This is a genomic window from uncultured Polaribacter sp., from assembly GCF_947497125.1.
Lineage (GTDB): Bacteria > Bacteroidota > Bacteroidia > Flavobacteriales > Flavobacteriaceae > Polaribacter.
Genome location: NZ_CANMFI010000003.1, coordinates 117,462 through 135,455, shown reverse-complemented (window position 1 = coordinate 135,455; position 17,994 = coordinate 117,462). Strand labels below are relative to the sequence as shown.

General features: G+C 31.5%; 14 protein-coding genes and 1 tRNA gene. 8 read left to right on the top strand and 7 right to left on the bottom strand.

Features of this window, described 5'->3' with window-relative positions:
* Window positions 1–12 precede the first annotated feature (12 nt).
* Complete coding sequence (locus Q0678_RS05925; protein ID WP_299055285.1) at window positions 13–279, bottom strand: hypothetical protein; 267 nt, start codon at window positions 277–279, stop codon at window positions 13–15.
* 619 nt (window positions 280–898) lie between these two features.
* Here Q0678_RS05925 and gyrB point away from each other — a divergent pair.
* From gyrB to obgE, 5 genes are all read left to right on the top strand, one after another.
* Window positions 899–2,836 carry a DNA topoisomerase (ATP-hydrolyzing) subunit B gene (gyrB, locus tag Q0678_RS05920; RefSeq protein WP_299055282.1) on the top strand — a complete coding sequence of 646 codons (1,938 nt, stop codon included), beginning with the start codon at window positions 899–901 and terminating at the stop codon, window positions 2,834–2,836.
* Between the two features lie 228 nt (window positions 2,837–3,064).
* Window positions 3,065–3,991 (top strand): malate dehydrogenase, encoded by a 927-nt coding sequence (gene mdh / locus Q0678_RS05915; protein WP_299055280.1) that lies wholly within the window; start codon window positions 3,065–3,067, stop codon window positions 3,989–3,991.
* A gap of 244 nt (window positions 3,992–4,235) precedes the next feature.
* A complete protein-coding gene (secDF, locus tag Q0678_RS05910; RefSeq protein ID WP_299055277.1) occupies window positions 4,236–7,211 on the top strand; it encodes a protein translocase subunit SecDF in 2,976 nt (991 codons plus the stop codon).
* A gap of 285 nt (window positions 7,212–7,496) precedes the next feature.
* Complete coding sequence (locus Q0678_RS05905; RefSeq protein ID WP_299055274.1) at window positions 7,497–8,615, top strand: adenylate kinase; 1,119 nt, start codon at window positions 7,497–7,499, stop codon at window positions 8,613–8,615.
* Between the two features lie 87 nt (window positions 8,616–8,702).
* On the top strand, window positions 8,703–9,692 hold the full coding sequence (gene obgE / locus Q0678_RS05900; protein ID WP_299055271.1) for a GTPase ObgE: 990 nt from the start codon (window positions 8,703–8,705) through the stop codon (window positions 9,690–9,692).
* 119 nt (window positions 9,693–9,811) lie between these two features.
* On the opposite strand, the gene Q0678_RS05895 is transcribed toward obgE, so the two are convergent.
* The 3 genes from Q0678_RS05895 to Q0678_RS05885 all read right to left on the bottom strand — a co-directional run bounded on the left by Q0678_RS05895 (window position 9,812) and on the right by Q0678_RS05885 (window position 12,501).
* Complete coding sequence (locus Q0678_RS05895) at window positions 9,812–10,183, bottom strand: hypothetical protein (RefSeq protein WP_299055268.1); 372 nt, start codon at window positions 10,181–10,183, stop codon at window positions 9,812–9,814.
* 257 nt (window positions 10,184–10,440) lie between these two features.
* Window positions 10,441–12,006, bottom strand: a complete 1,566-nt coding sequence (locus Q0678_RS05890) for a M56 family metallopeptidase (protein WP_299055267.1) — start codon at window positions 12,004–12,006, stop codon at window positions 10,441–10,443.
* A gap of 132 nt (window positions 12,007–12,138) precedes the next feature.
* Entirely contained in the window at window positions 12,139–12,501 is a 363-nt protein-coding gene (locus Q0678_RS05885; RefSeq protein ID WP_299055264.1) for a BlaI/MecI/CopY family transcriptional regulator, read from the bottom strand.
* A 135-nt stretch (window positions 12,502–12,636) separates the two neighbouring features.
* Between Q0678_RS05885 and Q0678_RS05880 the strand changes: the two genes are divergently transcribed.
* The gene (locus Q0678_RS05880; RefSeq protein WP_299055261.1) at window positions 12,637–13,137 is read left to right on the top strand and encodes a DUF456 domain-containing protein; all 501 of its coding nucleotides are present in this window, start codon (window positions 12,637–12,639) and stop codon (window positions 13,135–13,137) included.
* A 63-nt stretch (window positions 13,138–13,200) separates the two neighbouring features.
* Here Q0678_RS05880 and rpsT read toward each other — a convergent pair whose 3' ends face one another.
* The 3 genes from rpsT to proS form a co-directional block, all read right to left on the bottom strand.
* Window positions 13,201–13,452 carry a 30S ribosomal protein S20 gene (rpsT, locus tag Q0678_RS05875; protein WP_036826727.1) on the bottom strand — a complete coding sequence of 84 codons (252 nt, stop codon included), beginning with the start codon at window positions 13,450–13,452 and terminating at the stop codon, window positions 13,201–13,203.
* A 36-nt stretch (window positions 13,453–13,488) separates the two neighbouring features.
* Window positions 13,489–13,560 (bottom strand) — tRNA-Glu (locus Q0678_RS05870).
* Window positions 13,561–13,655: 95 nt separating this feature from the next.
* Window positions 13,656–15,134, bottom strand: coding sequence for a proline--tRNA ligase (proS, locus tag Q0678_RS05865; protein ID WP_299055253.1), 1,479 nt, complete (start codon window positions 15,132–15,134; stop codon window positions 13,656–13,658).
* A 155-nt stretch (window positions 15,135–15,289) separates the two neighbouring features.
* Here proS and Q0678_RS05860 point away from each other — a divergent pair, with 155 nt between their 5' ends.
* On the top strand, window positions 15,290–16,480 hold the full coding sequence (locus Q0678_RS05860) for a hypothetical protein (protein ID WP_299055252.1): 1,191 nt from the start codon (window positions 15,290–15,292) through the stop codon (window positions 16,478–16,480).
* Between the two features lie 25 nt (window positions 16,481–16,505).
* Window positions 16,506–17,885 carry a hemin receptor gene (locus Q0678_RS05855; RefSeq protein WP_299055249.1) on the top strand — a complete coding sequence of 460 codons (1,380 nt, stop codon included), beginning with the start codon at window positions 16,506–16,508 and terminating at the stop codon, window positions 17,883–17,885.
* Window positions 17,886–17,994 lie beyond the last annotated feature (109 nt).

Sequence of the window (17,994 nt, the reverse complement as noted above, 5' to 3'; positions counted from 1 at the left end):
CTAATCACTATTTTATTCTTCTATCACTTTAGCAACCACTAAAAACCCGTTTTTTTCTTTTGGAAAATTTTCGATGATAATCTGCTTTTCTAATGCAGAACTAGCAACCACAACATCTTCTCTTAAATCGTTTAATGAAACAGCTTGTTTCTGATTATTAAAAGACGAACTATTTGTTGTGTTGGCATTTTTAATTACCTCAAACAATTTGCTAACAGCCTCTGAATGCTGTGCTCCTTTAATACTCGACAAAACGTCGACTGTCATCATTTTACTCATTTCTTTTAATTTTAAATTAAAAAAGCCTTCCGAATTCGGAAGGCTTTATCTATTATTAAACAACAACCTTCAGTCCTATATATTAGGATTATTGAAATTACGATTGTTGTTATTTTGTGTCATAAATAGTATTCTATTAAAGCAAATATATATAGAATTAATGGTACAAATGTCTCTTTTCTATCTTTTTATATTCAGTTTACATATTTGGTAAAATAACGGTTTTATATTATCATTTTGATAAGTTTTCTATCAGAAATCAAAAAATCACATCAAAACCAACTGTAAAGAATGCATTGTAGTTTTATCAAAATAAAAATGTAAAAGTGATAAACTGCCTTTTTTAACTCCTGTTCAAAAAAACAAAAGAACCAAATAAAAAGATTTAAGCTACTTTATGTAAAACGATTTTTACAATCTTAAAAAAATGCATAATAATTAAATTTAAAGTGCTTTTTAAGCGATTTAAGACACTTTTAAGAAATCAACAAATGTTGATAATTATTAACCAAAAACGTTAAAAAGCTTTTAAAAACATGATTAAAAGTGTAATTTTGGGTTTGGATTTTTGTTTTAGAACGAAATTCATCAACCTAAAAATAAATAATTCACTTTTATAATGAGCGAAGAAATAAAAAAAGAATATGACGCCTCCAGTATTCAGGCATTAGAAGGAATGGAGCATGTTAGAATGCGACCTTCGATGTACATTGGAGATGTTGGCGTTAGAGGTTTACATCATTTAGTTTACGAAGTTGTTGACAACTCGATTGACGAAGCAATGGGCGGTTACTGTGACACCATTGAAGTTACTATTAACGAAGACAATTCTATAACCACTAAAGACAACGGTCGTGGTATTCCGGTAGGTATTCACCAAAAAGAAGGTGTTTCTGCATTACAAGTAGTAATGACAAAAATTGGTGCCGGTGGTAAATTTGACAAAGATTCTTATAAAGTATCTGGTGGTTTGCACGGTGTTGGGGTAAGTTGTGTTAACGCATTATCTGACCACTTAACAGCTACCGTTCATAAAGAAGGTAAAGTTTGGCAGCAAGAATACGAAAAAGGGAAAGCGTTGTACCCAGTAAAAACAATTGGAGAAACCGATTTTACAGGTACAATTGTTACGTTTTTACCAGACAAGTCTATCTTTAAGCAGTCTACAGAATACAACTACGAAACGCTGGCAACACGTATGCGCGAATTGTCTTTCTTAAACAAAGGAATTACAATTACACTTACAGACAAAAGAAATACAGACGATGAAGGCAACTTTATTTCAGAAGTTTTTCATTCTGATGAAGGTTTGCCAGAATTTATTAAATATTTAGATTCTACAAGAGAGCAGCTTACTGCAAATGTAATTTCTATGGAAGGCGAAAAAAACGGCATTCCGGTGGAAGTTGCTATGGTTTACAACACTTCTTATGCAGAAAACCTACATTCTTACGTAAACAATATTAACACACATGAAGGTGGTACACACCTTTCTGGTTTTAGACGTGGTTTAACTGGTACCTTAAAAAAGTATGCAGACGAATCTGGATTGCTTAAAAACGTAAAGTTTGATATTGCCGGAGACGATTTTAGAGAAGGTCTTACCGCAATTGTTTCTGTAAAAGTTGCAGAACCTCAATTTGAAGGACAAACGAAAACAAAATTAGGTAACAGAGAGGTAACTTCTGCAGTTTCTCAGGCAGTTTCAGAAATGCTAACAGATTACCTAGAAGAAAACCCTAACGATGCTAAAACAATTGTACAAAAAGTAATTTTAGCAGCAACCGCAAGACATGCAGCTCGTAAAGCCAGAGAAATGGTACAACGTAAAACAGTAATGTCTATTGGTGGTTTGCCTGGTAAATTATCTGACTGTTCTGAAACAGACCCAGCACAATGTGAAATTTTCTTAGTTGAGGGAGATTCTGCAGGTGGTACAGCAAAGCAAGGTAGAGACAGAAACTTTCAAGCAATTTTACCACTCCGTGGAAAGATATTGAATGTAGAAAAAGCAATGCAACATAAAGTCTTCGAAAACGAAGAAATAAAAAATATGTTTACTGCTTTAGGTGTTTCAATTGGTACAGAAGAAGATCCAAGAGCTTTAAACCTATCTAAAATTCGTTATCACAAAGTAGTTATTATGTGTGATGCCGATGTAGATGGATCGCATATTGCTACTTTAATATTAACTTTTTTCTTTAGATATATGAAAGAAATGGTAGAGCAAGGTTACATTTACATTGCAACACCGCCTTTATACCTTGTTAAAAAAGGACAAAAAAGAGAATATGCTTGGGATGACAATCAGCGAGACCTAATTGTACAACAAATGGGTGGCTCTGCAACCATACAAAGATATAAAGGTCTTGGAGAGATGAATGCAGAACAATTGTGGGACACTACAATGAATCCTGAATTTAGAACACTTAGAAAAGTAGTTATCGATAGCCCAGCAGAAGCAGACAGAGTTTTCTCTATGCTGATGGGAGATGAAGTACCACCAAGAAGAGACTTTATTGAGCGAAATGCAAAATATGCAAATATAGACGCTTAAAAAAGCATCTAAAAATACAAAGACCTTACCAAAACATATGGTAAGGTCTTTTTTTGTTACAAAAAGTTATTATTCATAAAAAAGTAACATTTAACATTCGTTAAAAATGAGACCTATTTTTAAGAAAAATATATTATTAAGCCTATTATTTTCACATCCTTTTAACTAAAGTACCTGGTATAATTTGTATTTTAGCTGAAAATTAAGAACAATCAAAAAATAAAAAATATGAAAGTTACAGTAGTTGGTGCAGGTGCAGTAGGCGCAAGTTGTGCAGAGTATATTGCAATTAAAGATTTTGCTTCTGAAGTAGTTATTTTAGATATTAAAGAAGGTTTTGCTGAAGGTAAAGCAATGGATTTAATGCAAACAGCCTCTTTAAATAGTTTTGACACTAAAATTACAGGAAGCACAAACGATTATTCTAAAACGGCAAACTCAGATGTATGTGTAATTACCTCTGGTATTCCTAGAAAACCAGGTATGACTCGTGAAGAGTTAATTGGTATTAATGCTGGAATTGTAAAAATGGTTTCGGCTAGTTTAATAGAACATTCTCCAAACACCATTATTATTGTAGTTTCTAACCCAATGGATACCATGACTTACTTGGTACACAAAACTACAGGTTTACCTAAAAACAGAATTATTGGTATGGGTGGTGCTTTAGATTCTGCACGTTTTAAATACAGATTAGCAGAGGCATTAGGTGCGCCTATTTCTGATGTTGATGGTATGGTAATTGGCGGTCATTCAGACAAAGGAATGGTACCTTTAACTCGTTTAGCTACTCGTAATTCAGTGCCAGTTTCAGAATTTATTTCTGAAGAAAGATTAGAACAAGTGTTACAAGACACCAAAGTTGGTGGAGCAACACTTACAGGCTTGTTAGGTACTTCTGCTTGGTATGCTCCTGGGGCTGCTGTTTCTGGTATGGTACAAGCAATTGCATGTGATACTAAAAAAATATTCCCATGTTCTACGTTGTTAGAAGGTGAATTTGGTCTAAACGACTTATGTATTGGTGTACCTGTTGTTTTAGGTAAAAACGGAATTGAAAGTATTGTAGAAATTAACTTAAGTGACGCTGAAAAGAATCACTTAAAAGAATCTGCAGAAGGCGTTTCTAAAACAAATGGCTTATTAGAATTGTAAAACATTTCTTTTAATATAAGATAGAAAAACCAGCTTTATAGCTGGTTTTTTTTATTCTGAGATACAATTGCAATGCAAACTTGAAAAAAAGCACTAAAAAGGAGCTATTTTTAAAGAGCATCAAAATAAACAACACATTACAAAACAGTTACACAAATATTATAAAATAATTGCTTGGCCTACTTTGAAATACTATATTTGCACGTTTTAAAAAAAAGAAGTCGTCAATAAATTAAGAAATAACATGCAAAACAAAGGACTTATTAAATTATTCGCAATCCTTTTTGGATTAGTGAGTTTGTATCAATTATCATTTACATTTTTAGCTAACAAAGTTGAAGACAATGCTGTAGAATATGCTAATAGTAAAGGTGCTGATAAAAACGCAAGACAAAGAGCTACTTTAGAAAGAAAGTACTTAGATAGTCTTGCCAATAAAGAAATTATAGATTTAGGTATTACAAAATACAGCTATAATGATGTAAAAGACAAAGAAATGAATCTTGGTCTTGATCTTAAAGGTGGTATTAACGCTATTTTACAAGTTTCTGTAAAAGAAGTTTTAAAAAGCTTAGCTAACGACTCTAAAAACATCGCTTTTAATCAAGCTTTAGAAGCAGCAGATGAAGCTCAAAAAAATGATAATGCTAATTATTTAGACTTATTTTTTGAAGAATTCGAAAAAATTGCTGGAGACACAAAATTAAGTGATCCTTCTATATTTGGAACAAAAGCATTAAGTGAAAAAATTTCTTTTAACGAAGAAAACGCCACTGTTAAAGTAACTTTACAAGAAGAAATTAACAGCTCTATAGGTACTGCCTTTGAAGTTTTAAGAAGTAGAATAGACAAATTTGGTGTTACACAACCTAACATTCAAAGAATTGGTAACTCTGGTAGAATTCAAATAGAACTACCTGGTGCTAAAGATATCGAGCGTGTTACAAAGTTAATTACTAGTAAAGCAGAATTACAATTCTGGGAAGTATATACAAATGCTGAAGTACAAAATTTCTTTTTTGAAGCAAACGGTAAAATTGCTGAAATATTAAAAGATGATACTGTTTTAGAAAAAGCAATTGACACTATTAAAAAAGATGATATTGACGATTTATTAGGTGAATCTGCAGATTCGACTAATGTTGCTCAGAAAAACTTATTTACGTACTTTTTTCCTAACGTAGCACAATCTCAACAACAAATGAGTTCTTTGGTAGGGCAAGCAAGAGTTTTAGATACTGCTACTGTAAACGACCTATTGAACAAAAAAGAAGTTAGAGCATTATTGCCTAACGAATTAAAATACGTTCAGTTTTTATGGGATTATAAATCGAATAAAGGTGCAGACGGATCAGAATTAATTGGCTTATATGCTATCAAAGGAAATAGATCTGGTAAAGCAACTATTGAAGGTGATGTAATTTTAGATGCTGCTCAAGTATTTGACCAGTTAAACAAGCCAGAAGTTAGCATGACTATGAATAGTTCTGGTACGAAGCAATGGGCTAAAATGACTACCGACAATCAAGGGAAGTTTGTTGCCGTTGTTTTAGACAACTATGTATACACTGCTCCTTCGGTAAACACACCTATTACAGGTGGTAGAACCTCTATTTCTGGTGGAAGCATGACTATTGCAGAAGCAGAAGATATTTCTACAGTATTAAAGGCTGGTAAATTACCAGCTGCAGCAAGAATTATTCAAGCAGAAGTTGTTGGGCCATCATTAGGTCAAGAAGCAATAGACGCAAGTTTCCTTTCTTTCGGATTAGCAATTTTACTAGTTTTACTTTGGATGGTTTTATACTATGGTAAAGCGGGTATTTATGCAGATGTTGCCTTAGTAGTAAACATCTTATTTATCTTCGGAATTTTAGCTTCATTCAACGCTGTGTTAACACTACCTGGTATTGCAGGTATTATCTTAACAATTGGTATGTCTGTAGATGCTAACGTTATTATCTTCGAAAGAATTAAAGAAGGTTTAGGTCTTAAAAAAGGATTAAAACAATCTGTAGAAGAAGGTTTCTCTATAAAAGGAGCATTATCTGCAATTATAGATGCAAACATTACAACTCTTTTAACAGGTATAATATTATATGTTTTTGGTACAGGACCAATTAAAGGTTTTGCATTAACATTAATGATCGGTATTGCTACTTCATTATTTACAGCAGTATTTATTACGCGTATTTTAATTGACAAAGCAGTTAATAAAGGTGGTAACTTAACATTTAATACTTCAGTATCTAAAGGATGGTTTCAGAATATTAATGTATCATTTTTAAAGAAACGTAAAATTGCTTACGTAATTTCTGGTGCGATTATAGTTGCAGGACTTGTATCTATTTTTTCTATCGGATTAAAGCAAGGAGTAGACTTTAAAGGAGGGCGTTCTTATGTAGTTCGTTTCGACCAAACAATGAGTGCTACAGAAGTTGCAGGTTCTTTAAAAGAAGTATTTGGTACTGCACCAGAGGTTAAAACTTATGGTTCTGACAGACAACTAAAAATTACTACTGTATATAAAATTGAAGAAGAAGGACAAGAAGTAGATGAAACAGTACAAACTGCATTATTTACTGGATTAAAATCGTATTTAGGAACTACGTCTTATGAAAACTTTAAGCCAGGTTTCGAAAAACAAGGAGCTGGTGTAATGAGCTATATGAAAGTAGAACCTACCATTGCCGATGATATTAAAACATCTGCATTGTATGCCGTTTTAGGATCTTTATTAGTGGTTTTCTTATACATCTTATTACGTTTTAGAAAAGTATCTTTCTCTATCGGAGCTGTAGTTGCAGTTTTTCATGATGTTTTAATTGTATTAGGTGTATTCTCTATAACGTATAGTTTTATGCCTTTTGATATGGAAATAGGACAATCATTTATAGCAGCAATTCTAACCGTAGTTGGTTACTCATTAAATGATACTGTGGTAATTTTTGATAGAATTAGAGAATTTGCAAGTAGCCATTCTAACTGGAAATATAGCGAAGTAGTAGACAAAGCATTAAGCTCTACTTTAGGAAGAACCATAAATACATCTTTAACTACATTATTAGTAATGATTGTAATCTTCTTATTTGGTGGAGATTCTATTAAAGGGTTTATGTTTGCTCTTATAGTAGGAGTTGCAGTTGGTACGTACTCTTCATTATTTGTGGCAACACCAATTATGTTTGATACTTCTAAAAAAGAAGAAAAGAAAAAATAAATTTTTCTATCAATTATAAAAGTCCGTTTTCTTGTGCCGAAGCTACTTCGGTAACGCACAAGAAAACGGGTTTTTCATTTCATAAATACCTAGTATATTTGTAAAAATTCTTACTATGGAATTTAAAATTATACAGAGAAATAGAAAGATAGATAGTTTTCCAGAAGATTTCATATTTCAATTGAATGAAAATGAAATCGAAAAATTGCAAAGGTGTTTACAGTAATGCGTTATTTGTTAGACCCAAAAACAGAAAAAAGAACCCAAAAGAATCGGTTATAAATAATGAGCATTATTAAACTTCAAGATTTACACTTTAAACCTTACGTAAACCAAGCAGAAATTGCTAAAGCGGTAAAACATTTAGCAACACAAGTAAAAGCAGATTTACCCAAAAATGAAGTTCCTATTTTTGTAGGTATATTAAATGGTTGCTTTTTATTTGCAGCAGATTTTATAAGAGAGTTTAATGGAGATTGTGAAGTTTCTTTTGTAAAATTAGCTTCGTACAGCGGCACATCATCTACAGAAAATGTAAAAGAATTAGTTGGTATAAATGAAGATTTAACCGGCAGAACGGTTGTTATTTTAGAAGATATTATAGACACCGGAAACACACTTCAAGAAATTTACAATATCTTTAGAAACAAAAACGTAAAAGAATTAAAAGTTGTAACCTTATTTTTTAAACCAACGGTCTTTAAAAAAGAATTACCAATCAACTATATCGGAAAAAGTATTGAAGATAAATTTATTGTTGGCTACGGATTAGATTACAATGGCTTGGGTAGAAATTACTCAGAGATATATCAACTAACAACACAACCTAAAATGAAAAACATCGTATTATTTGGCCCTCCAGGAGCGGGGAAAGGAACACAAGCAGAATTTTTAAAAGAAATGTATCAATTAGTTCACATTTCTACAGGTGATGTTTTCCGTTTTAATATCAAAAATAAAACAGAATTAGGGTTATTGGCAAAAAAATATATGGATGAAGGAAATCTTGTACCAGACCAAGTAACTATTAATATGTTAAAAGCAGAAGTAGAAAAAAATACAGATGCGAATGGATTTATTTTTGATGGTTTTCCAAGAACAGAATCTCAAGCAGAAGCTTTAGATACATTTTTAGCGGAAAAAGGCGAACAAATAAATGCAATGATTGCTTTAGAAGTACCTGAAGATTTATTGGTAGAAAGGTTACTAGAAAGAGGCAAAACAAGCGGAAGAGCAGACGATACTGATGAAGCTAAAATTAGAAATCGTTTTAACGAATATAATACAAAAACAGCTGTTTTAAAAGACTATTTTAACGCACAAGAAAAATACTATGGGGTAAATGGTGTAGGATCTATAGAAGATATTACACAACGTCTTGCAACAGTATTTGATAAATTATAAAAAAGTGTAACTATTTAAGCGTTTAATTGTTTAAGCTAAAAACAAACAATTACACACAAATAAGAATTACACAATTACACAATAAAAATGACTGAAGGAAACTTTGTAGACTATATAAAAATATACGCTTCTTCTGGTAAAGGAGGACAAGGATCTATGCATTTACATAGAGAAAAATTTATTACCAAAGGAGGTCCTGATGGTGGTGATGGCGGTAGAGGCGGTCATATAATTTTACGTGGCGATAAAAATATGTGGACCCTGTTTCACCTTAAATTTAAACGTCATTTTAGAGCAGAAAGTGGTGGTTCTGGAAGCGCAAGTAGAAGTTCTGGTGCAGATGCTAAAGATATTTTTATTGATGTACCCTTGGGGACTATTATTAAAGACGCAGATACAGACGAAGTAATTGTAGAAATTACAGAACACCAAAAAGAAGTAGTTTTACTACGTGGTGGTAAAGGCGGTTTGGGTAACTGGAATTTTAAATCATCTACTAACCAAACACCAAGATATGCACAACCAGGTATGGATGGCTTTGATGGTTGGTTTAGAATGGAATTAAAACTATTAGCAGACGTAGGTTTGGTTGGTTTTCCAAACGCCGGTAAATCTACCTTATTATCTGTTTTAACCGCTGCAAAACCCAAAATTGCAGACTATGCTTTTACTACACTTAAACCAAATTTAGGTATTGTTGAACATAGAAATCATCAAACATTTGTAATTGCAGACATACCCGGTATTATAGAAGGCGCTGCCGAAGGTAAAGGTTTAGGACATCGTTTTTTACGTCATATAGAGCGTAACTCTGCCCTATTATTCTTAATTCCTGCTGATAGTGATGATATTAATAAAGAATACGAAATTCTATTAAATGAGCTTAAAAAACACAATCCAGAGTTGTTAGACAAAGAGCGTTTATTGGCCATTTCTAAAACAGACATGTTAGACGCTGAACTTCAGGAAGAAATTAAAGCAGAATTACCAAAAGAGGTTAAAACAATCTTTATTTCTTCGGTTGCAGAAATTGGTTTACAAGAATTGAAAGACAAACTTTGGGAAATGTTAAACTAAATACAAAAGTGTCTTTTTGAAGAAATTAAAAATCTCATAAAAAATCAGTATTTTGATTTTCTATGAGATTCTTTATTTAAAAGGCGAAACTTGTAAAATAAACTTGATACCTTAAAAAATTACTCTTTTAACTGTATTCTTATTGGTAAACTGTATTTAGTAGTTACTGGAATTCCTCTTTTAATTGCCGGATATATAGTTGGCAAGTTCTGTATACTAACTTTTAAAATACTATCTAATGTAGAAAAAGTGGTTGTTATGTTTTCTGAGGATTGGATGTCGTCTAAAATAATTTTTCCTTTAGAATTGATTATTACATTTACAGTAATTGTTTCTGAAATAGTGTCTTTAACTAAAAATGAAAACTGACTTAACTCTGCTCCTATTTTTTGATGAATGGTAGTTCTAAAACAATCCGTTTTGTTTGTTTTATCTATAATAGAATAGCATTCTTTAAAGGACGGATAGGTATCTACAGAGGTAAAATTCACTATGGTATCTAATGACTGATTATATAACTTACTTTTATTTAAAGAAAATTTATTACATGAAGTGCATAAAAAAATCAGCAGTAAAAAGCTGTAAATCCGTAAATACATATTTTAATTTAAAACGTGAAATTACAAAACTTTAGCGACTTTACACACTTACATTTAATACATTAAAAGATAAAAGTCGAAATACAAATCTCGACTTTTATCCTTTCAAATAATCATAGCACTAAAATTTTCTTTTTCATAACAAATCTTTATTCTATAATAATAGTAAACGGGATCGAATACTTAACAATCATCTTTTCTCCTTTGTGCTCGCCTGGTGTCATTTTAGGTAAAGTATTCATAACTCTAAGTACTTCTTCTTTTAATTTTATATGGGGTGCTCTTGCTTTAACATCTACCACACTTCCATTTTTATCAATTTTAAAACGTATAAAAATTCTTTTCTTCCCAGATTCTAACCCTAGTTTATTGGGTAAATTAGAATCAAAATTTCTAGAAAAATGTTTTTGAACCATTTTAGAGAAACATTTTTTATCACCAGAATCACAGCCAGGAAAAGTAGGAGCTTTATCGATTACTACAAAAGAAACTTCTTCTACTTCTGTTTCTATGATATCATCATTTTTAGGAATAACATTTTTCATTTTTTCAATATCAAAAACCATAGCAGACGCATTTCTACCATTAGGCATTTTATAGAATTTAAAACTAATAAGGTTAGTATATGATGAATTATTTAAAATTTCTTTACGTTTAATATCAAATAATTCAAATTCATTTCTTTCTAAACTAGATAAATCTTTATATTCAATTTCAGTTGCATTTACCGGAGTTGTAATACCAATATAAGAATCTAAATAAGTTTCCTTTGTTCCTTTATTACCGACTAGATTACCGTCTTTAACCCTAAACATTGTTTGAATTTCTTTTTTTGAAACAACATCAACACTAGACACATCGTCTGAGCATGCTGTATAGAAAAGCATCGCAAATAGCACAGGGATTAATAATAAATACTTTAATTGATTCATTTTTTTTGATTGTTTTTTCTTCATCATAATAATTCTTTTTTTAATTAAACTTTGTTTGTAAAACTGATTTATAAAAGCAATGTTTTCTACCTGAAAAAAATTGGTGAGCAAATTATTTATATAGATGTCTTTACTACTAGACTTCATAGCAACTTCATCAGAAATATATTCGTGTATTAGTGTAATTCTTTTCTGATACAAATAAATCATTGGGTTAAACCACATAACAATTTTTAAAAGCTCGAAGAACACTAAATCTAAAGAGTGTTTTTGTTGGCTGTGTACCAATTCATGTGCTATAATTTGTTGTTTTTGAGACTCTAAAATTTCTTGTCCTAAAAAAATATAATTGAAAAAAGAAAATGCTTTCGCATTATTAGGCAATAAAACCAATGTATAACTGTCATTTTTTATAAGTTGATACTTTTTTAGTAATTGAAAAATTTTAAATAGTTTTATCAGAAATAAAAACGTAAATAAAACAACTCCAACAATAAATAATAGATGTAAATAATTTACCTCATCCATAACTTTATACATACTTGTCTTTTGAATTACTTTTTGTGGTGATAAAAATATTTCTGGTAAGTAAACAACAAATTCTTGTGGTACCGCTTTTTTAAAAGTCGGTATTTTAACAACTGGTAATAAAAAAGACAAAACAGAGGTACTCATTAAATACCATCTATTTTTATAGAAAAAGGTTTCTTTGCTTAAAAATAAATCATAGATAGCCAAGAATAAAATTTGAAATAAAACGATTTGTAGAATATAATTAATCATAACTTTTTATTTTTATTTTAGATTTGTCATTTCGACCTTGTAGAGAAATCTCAATTTAGAAAATTTCTCAATTTCACTTCGTTTCATTAAAAATGACAAGGTTTGGCGCAAATTACAACTGCAAACTGCTTACTAATTTTTCTTATTCACTTCCTTTAAAATAGCTTCTAATTCTTTAACATCCATGTTGTTTTCTTTTACAAAAAAAGAAACCATACTTTTAAAAGAACCATCGAAATAGCCGTTCATTAATTTATGTAAACTTTGGTTGCTATAAGTTTCTTTATCTATTAACGGATAATATAGAAACCCTCTACCCAAAGGCTTGTGCGCAACAAACTCTTTGTTCTCTAAAATTCTAATAATTGTAGAAACCGTATTATAAGCTGGTTTTGGTTTGGGTAATTGATCGATAACCTCTTTTACAGAAGCTTCTTTTAAAACCCATAAAACCTGCATTATCTGCTCTTCTGCTTTTGTTAATTGTTTTGTCATTTTTACAACTAAGTTTTTAGTTTGATAATACAAATATAACTAAATATTTAGTTTAAACTAATTTTTTAGTTAAAAAATAAAGTAACAAAGGTTTAGTATATTCGTCATAACAATAAACATATTATTAAAAAAACAATGGATTTATTATTATTAGGATTAGGTTTAATTTTGGTTTGCTTGGGTATTATTGGCGCTTTTTTACCGGTTTTACCAGGGCCAATAACTAGTTGGTTTGGGTTACTTGCATTACATGCAACCAAAGTTGTACCCATGAACTGGACTTTTTTAGGAATTACATTAGCAGTTGCTATCCTTATTTGGGTGTTAGATTATTTTATACCTGCTATTGGTACAAAAAGCTTTGGTGGCACAAAGTATGGTGTTTATGGCACCACAATTGGTTTAGTTGTTGGATTGCTATCTCCAATACCCTTTGGCATGTTGATTGGTGCCTTTTTAGGAGCTTTTATTGGAGAGTTAATTTATGACAGTAAAGACACAAATCGTGCGCTAAAAGCATCATTTGGTGCGTTTTTAGGCTTCATTACCTCGGCTACAATAAAATTTACAATAGCAGCCATTTACTTTGTATTCTTTGTTGTTCAATTCTGGGAATACAAATCAGAATTCTTTTAAAATATAGCACAAAAAAAAGCTCTGAAATAATTCAGAGCTTTTAAAGTTTGTGACTTTAAAATCTTACATTGCAGCAACGTGCTTTGTTAACTTAGATTTTAAGTTTGCAGCTTTATTCTTGTGAATAATGTTATTCTTAGCTAATTTATCTAACATAGAGATTACCTTACCTAATTTACCTTCTGCATCTTTTTTATCTTCTGCAGAACGCAAATCTCTAACAGCATTACGAGTTGTTTTATGCTGATACTTGTTACGTAACCTTTTAGCTTCGTTACTTCTAATTCTTTTTAAAGCTGACTTATGATTTGCCATAATTCTTAATTTATTAGTTTTTTTATTAAAACTTTGTAGTCCGTACGGGAATCGAACCCGTGTTACATGGATGAAAACCATGCGTCCTAACCCCTAGACGAACGGACCATAACAACTAGTATGTGCTAATTGCGGGTGCAAATATACAACGTTTTTTAAATTCTGCAAGAAAATTTAAAAAAAAATCGCATTTTTTTTTAAAATTAATATGCCTTTGCAAAAAGCACTCTTTTATGAGACGGCTTACCTGTTAAAACACAGACACCTAACTCTTCTTTAGCATCATTTGGGATACATCTTATTGTAGCCTTTGTTAATTCTTTTATTTTGTTTTCGGTTTCTGCTGTACCATCCCAATGCGCAGAAACAAAGCCTCCTTTGGTTTTTATAGCGTCCTTAAACTCATCAAAGGTAGTTACCGCTGTGGTATGCTCTTTTCTATAATTAATTGCTTTCGCAAATAAATTTTCTTGAATTTCTTCTAAAAGATTCTCTATATAAGAAACTGCATCCACTTGATTAATGGTTTGCTTTTCTAAAGTATCTCTTCTGGCAACTTCTAAAGTACCACTTTCTAAATCTCTATTCCCTATTGCAATTCTAACAGGCACTCCTTTTAACTCATATTCGGCAAACTTTGCACCGGGTCTATAAGTATCTCTTGTATCAAACTTTACAGTAATATCTTTTGCTCTTAAATCTTTTACAATTAGATTCATTTTTTCTGATATGGCAGCCAACTGATCATCATTTTTATAAATAGGCACAATAACCACTTGTATAGGTGCTAATTTAGGAGGCAATACCAACCCTAAATCATCAGAATGTGTCATAATTAAACCACCTATTAAGCGGGTAGAAACACCCCAAGAAGTTGCCCAAACATGTTCTTGTTTTCCTTCTTTTGATGTAAACTTCACATCGAAAGCTTTGGCAAAATTTTGACCTAAAAAATGACTTGTTCCGGCTTGTAATGCTTTACCATCTTGCATCAATGCTTCTATTGTGTAGGTATCTTCTGCACCTGCAAATCGTTCGCTATCAGACTTTACTCCTTTTACAACAGGCATGGCCATAAACTCTTCTGCAAAAGTGGCGTATACATTTTGCATTTGTTTAGATTCTGATACAGCTTCTGCTTTGGTAGCATGTGCAGTATGCCCTTCTTGCCATAAAAACTCTGCCGTTCTTAAAAACAAACGAGTTCTCATTTCCCATCGTACAACATTTGCCCATTGATTTATTAATAAAGGTAAATCTCTGTAAGACTGAATCCAACCTTTATAAGTATTCCAAATAATAGCTTCAGACGTTGGTCTTACCACCAATTCTTCTTCTAATTTAGCCTCTGGATCTACCCTTAACTTTCCTGGATTATCAGGGTCGTTTTGCAAACGATAATGCGTAACAACAGCACATTCTTTGGCAAAACCTTCCGCATTTTTTTCTTCTGCTTCAAAAAGACTTTTTGGCACAAATAATGGAAAGTATGCATTTTCATGCCCTGTTTCTTTAAACATTTTATCTAACGCTGCTTGCATTTTTTCCCAAATAGCATATCCGTAAGGTTTAATAACCATACAACCTCTTACAGCAGAGTTTTCTGCTAAATCGGCTTTTACTACTAATTCGTTATACCATTTAGAATAATCGTCTGCTCTTTTTGTTAAATGTTTACTCATAATTAAAAGTTTGGCACAAATATTGTTACCTTTAAAGTGAAAGTTTTGTTAAAAATAGTATCTAGTTTACAAAAACGATACAAAACTACTATATTTTAGAGAGTTTTTAGCAAAATTTAAAGAATAAAACACGGAACCTTTTAAATAGAATCATCATGAAACTAAAAAACATAAAAACAGCACTATTTTTACTAATTACAAATCTTGTATTGGTTTCTTGTGGCACATACCAAAGTGTTTATAATAATGATGGTATTTATGGCGATCAACCAATTCAAAATGAAAAAAGAAATACAATTGTTATTGATGACGATAACATTGATAATGAAGAAAATAATTATTTTTTAAACAAATTAAACAGTTTAGAAGATATTGACAATGGTGATATTTTTACAGATATTGATACTTATGACACTGTAGACACTATTTATGTTGATGAACAACCAACTAGTAGCAACTTAAACTACAATCAAAATGCTCCTTGGGGTGCAAATGGCAACAACACTGTAGTTGTTCATCTAGATAATTGGAACAACCAACCGCTATGGAATGATTTTGGATGGGGTTTTAATAATTGGAACGGAGGCTTTAACAATTGGGGATTTAATAATTGGGGATGGAATAATGGTTTTGCATGGAATAATAATTGGAGATTTAGAAATCGTTTTTGGGGAGTAAATCCGTATTGGCATCCATACCATAATAACATTGGATGGAATGGTTTTTACAATCCTTTTTTTAATACAAACTACTATAATTGGAATCGTTTTAACAATCGGAACTATAGAAACACAAACTATGGTAGAAGATCTTCAAACAACGCAACTTATAGAAGAAACTCGACAGTAAACAGAAATTCTACTACTAGAAATAATAACAATTCTAGAAGAGATTCTAACTACAGAAGAAGCAATAACAGTAGCAACAGAAATGCAAGAAGCAACAATACGATACAAAGAAGAACTAACAATAGTACAATAAGAAGAAGTACAAGCCCGTCTAGAAGTTCTAGAGGTAGCTCTACAAGAAGTAGTTCTGGTAGCAGAAGAAATAATGCAAGTGTTAACAACAATACAAGCTCATCAAACAATAGACGTGTAGTTGTTGTTCGTAACAATAGAAACACAAACAATACAAATACAAGAAGCAATAGAACAACAACAAGTAATACAAGAAACTCTGTAGCAAGCAATACAAATTCAAGAAACAGTAGCTCTACACCAAGCTACAGCTCTAGTAGCAGAAATAACTCTTCATCTAGAGCCACTTCTTCTAGAAGCTCATCTAGTAATAGAAGCAGCAGAAGTTCAAGTAGCTCTAGCAGCTCTAGAAGAAGAGGAAACTAATTATAAAACTGAAACAACCAATAACATGAAAAATATTTTAATAACAGCATTTCTATTCACTGTTACAATAAACAGCTTTTCCCAAGCATTAGGATATCAAGATTTGGGAGTATTATTCTCTCAAAATGACAGAAATGGTTCTGCTCGTTTTACAGCTATGAGTGGTGCTTTTGGTGCTTTAGGAGGCGATATTTCTAGTATTAGCATAAACCCAGCAGGTATTTCTGTGTTTAATAGCAGCGAATTTACAGGTTCTTTTAACTCTAGAAATACCGATATAAACACCAATTACTATGGTGATGAAATAAATACAGAGGCACAATTTTTTAACCTTTCTCATGCTGGTGCAGTTCTTGTTTTTGATACAAGCTATAACACTGAGTGGAGTAAGTTTGCTATTGGATTTAACTACACAATAACCAAAGATTTTAGCAATAATTTTTTAGCAAAAGGAAATAGTGGAATTGCAACGTTTAGAGATTTTCCTCTAGATAACAACACGCAACCGATTGACTATAATGTAGCCGAAGAACAACGTTTTTCTAACAATTATAACGGAGAAATCACAGAATTTAGCGTTGCTTTTTCATCGGTACACCAACAAAAATTACACGTAGGTATGGCGCTTAATTTTTACGATTTAAATTTTAGCCAACAATCTCAGTTAAGAGAATACAATAATGATGGTATCGGGAACGAATTAGATGCTAAAATATATCAAGAAAACCTTACAACTGGTTCTGGTTTTTCTGCAAACGCTGGTTTTATATACAAAGCTCATTCTAATTTTAGATTCGGATTTGCATACCAAACACCTACCTGGTTTAGGGAAGTTATAGAAAGCACAAACATTACAGACAATGACGGTTATTTTGGTGACACCACTATTTCTGTAGACACAGACAATACAAGCTACAGTAATACAGCTGGAGGTTATTACCTTAATCAAGAATTATTATATCGTTTAAAAACACCAAGTAAAATAACAGCAAGTGCGGCGTTTATATTTGGCAAACAAGGTTTATTAAGCATCGATTATAGCAATAAACGTTTTAAAAACATTAGCTTATCTAATGATGATTTTATAACCGAAAACCAGTTCTTTAAAAACGAACTAAGAAACACACATAATGTTCACATTGGTGCAGAATGGCGAATGGATCGATTTAGCGTTCGAGGCGGTTATCAACTAGAACAAGACCCTTACAGTTCTACATCAGAAAATAGTTTAAAAGGACACTCTTTAGGTGCGGGTTATAATTTTGGGAATTTTAAAATTGATTTTTCTTACCAAAACAACAATAGCAACAATCAATATAATTTTTATTCTGGGTTTAACGTAAATCCTGCAGAATTAACAACCAACAATAGGGTTATAACATCTTCGATAACATTTAATTTATAAACATAAATTTTCAATTAAAAAAAGCTACTTAATTCGATGAGAATCATCTTTAAGTAGCTTTTTTATTTATAGGGCTAAAACAATTCTATTTGCATTTTTTGCCTTAATT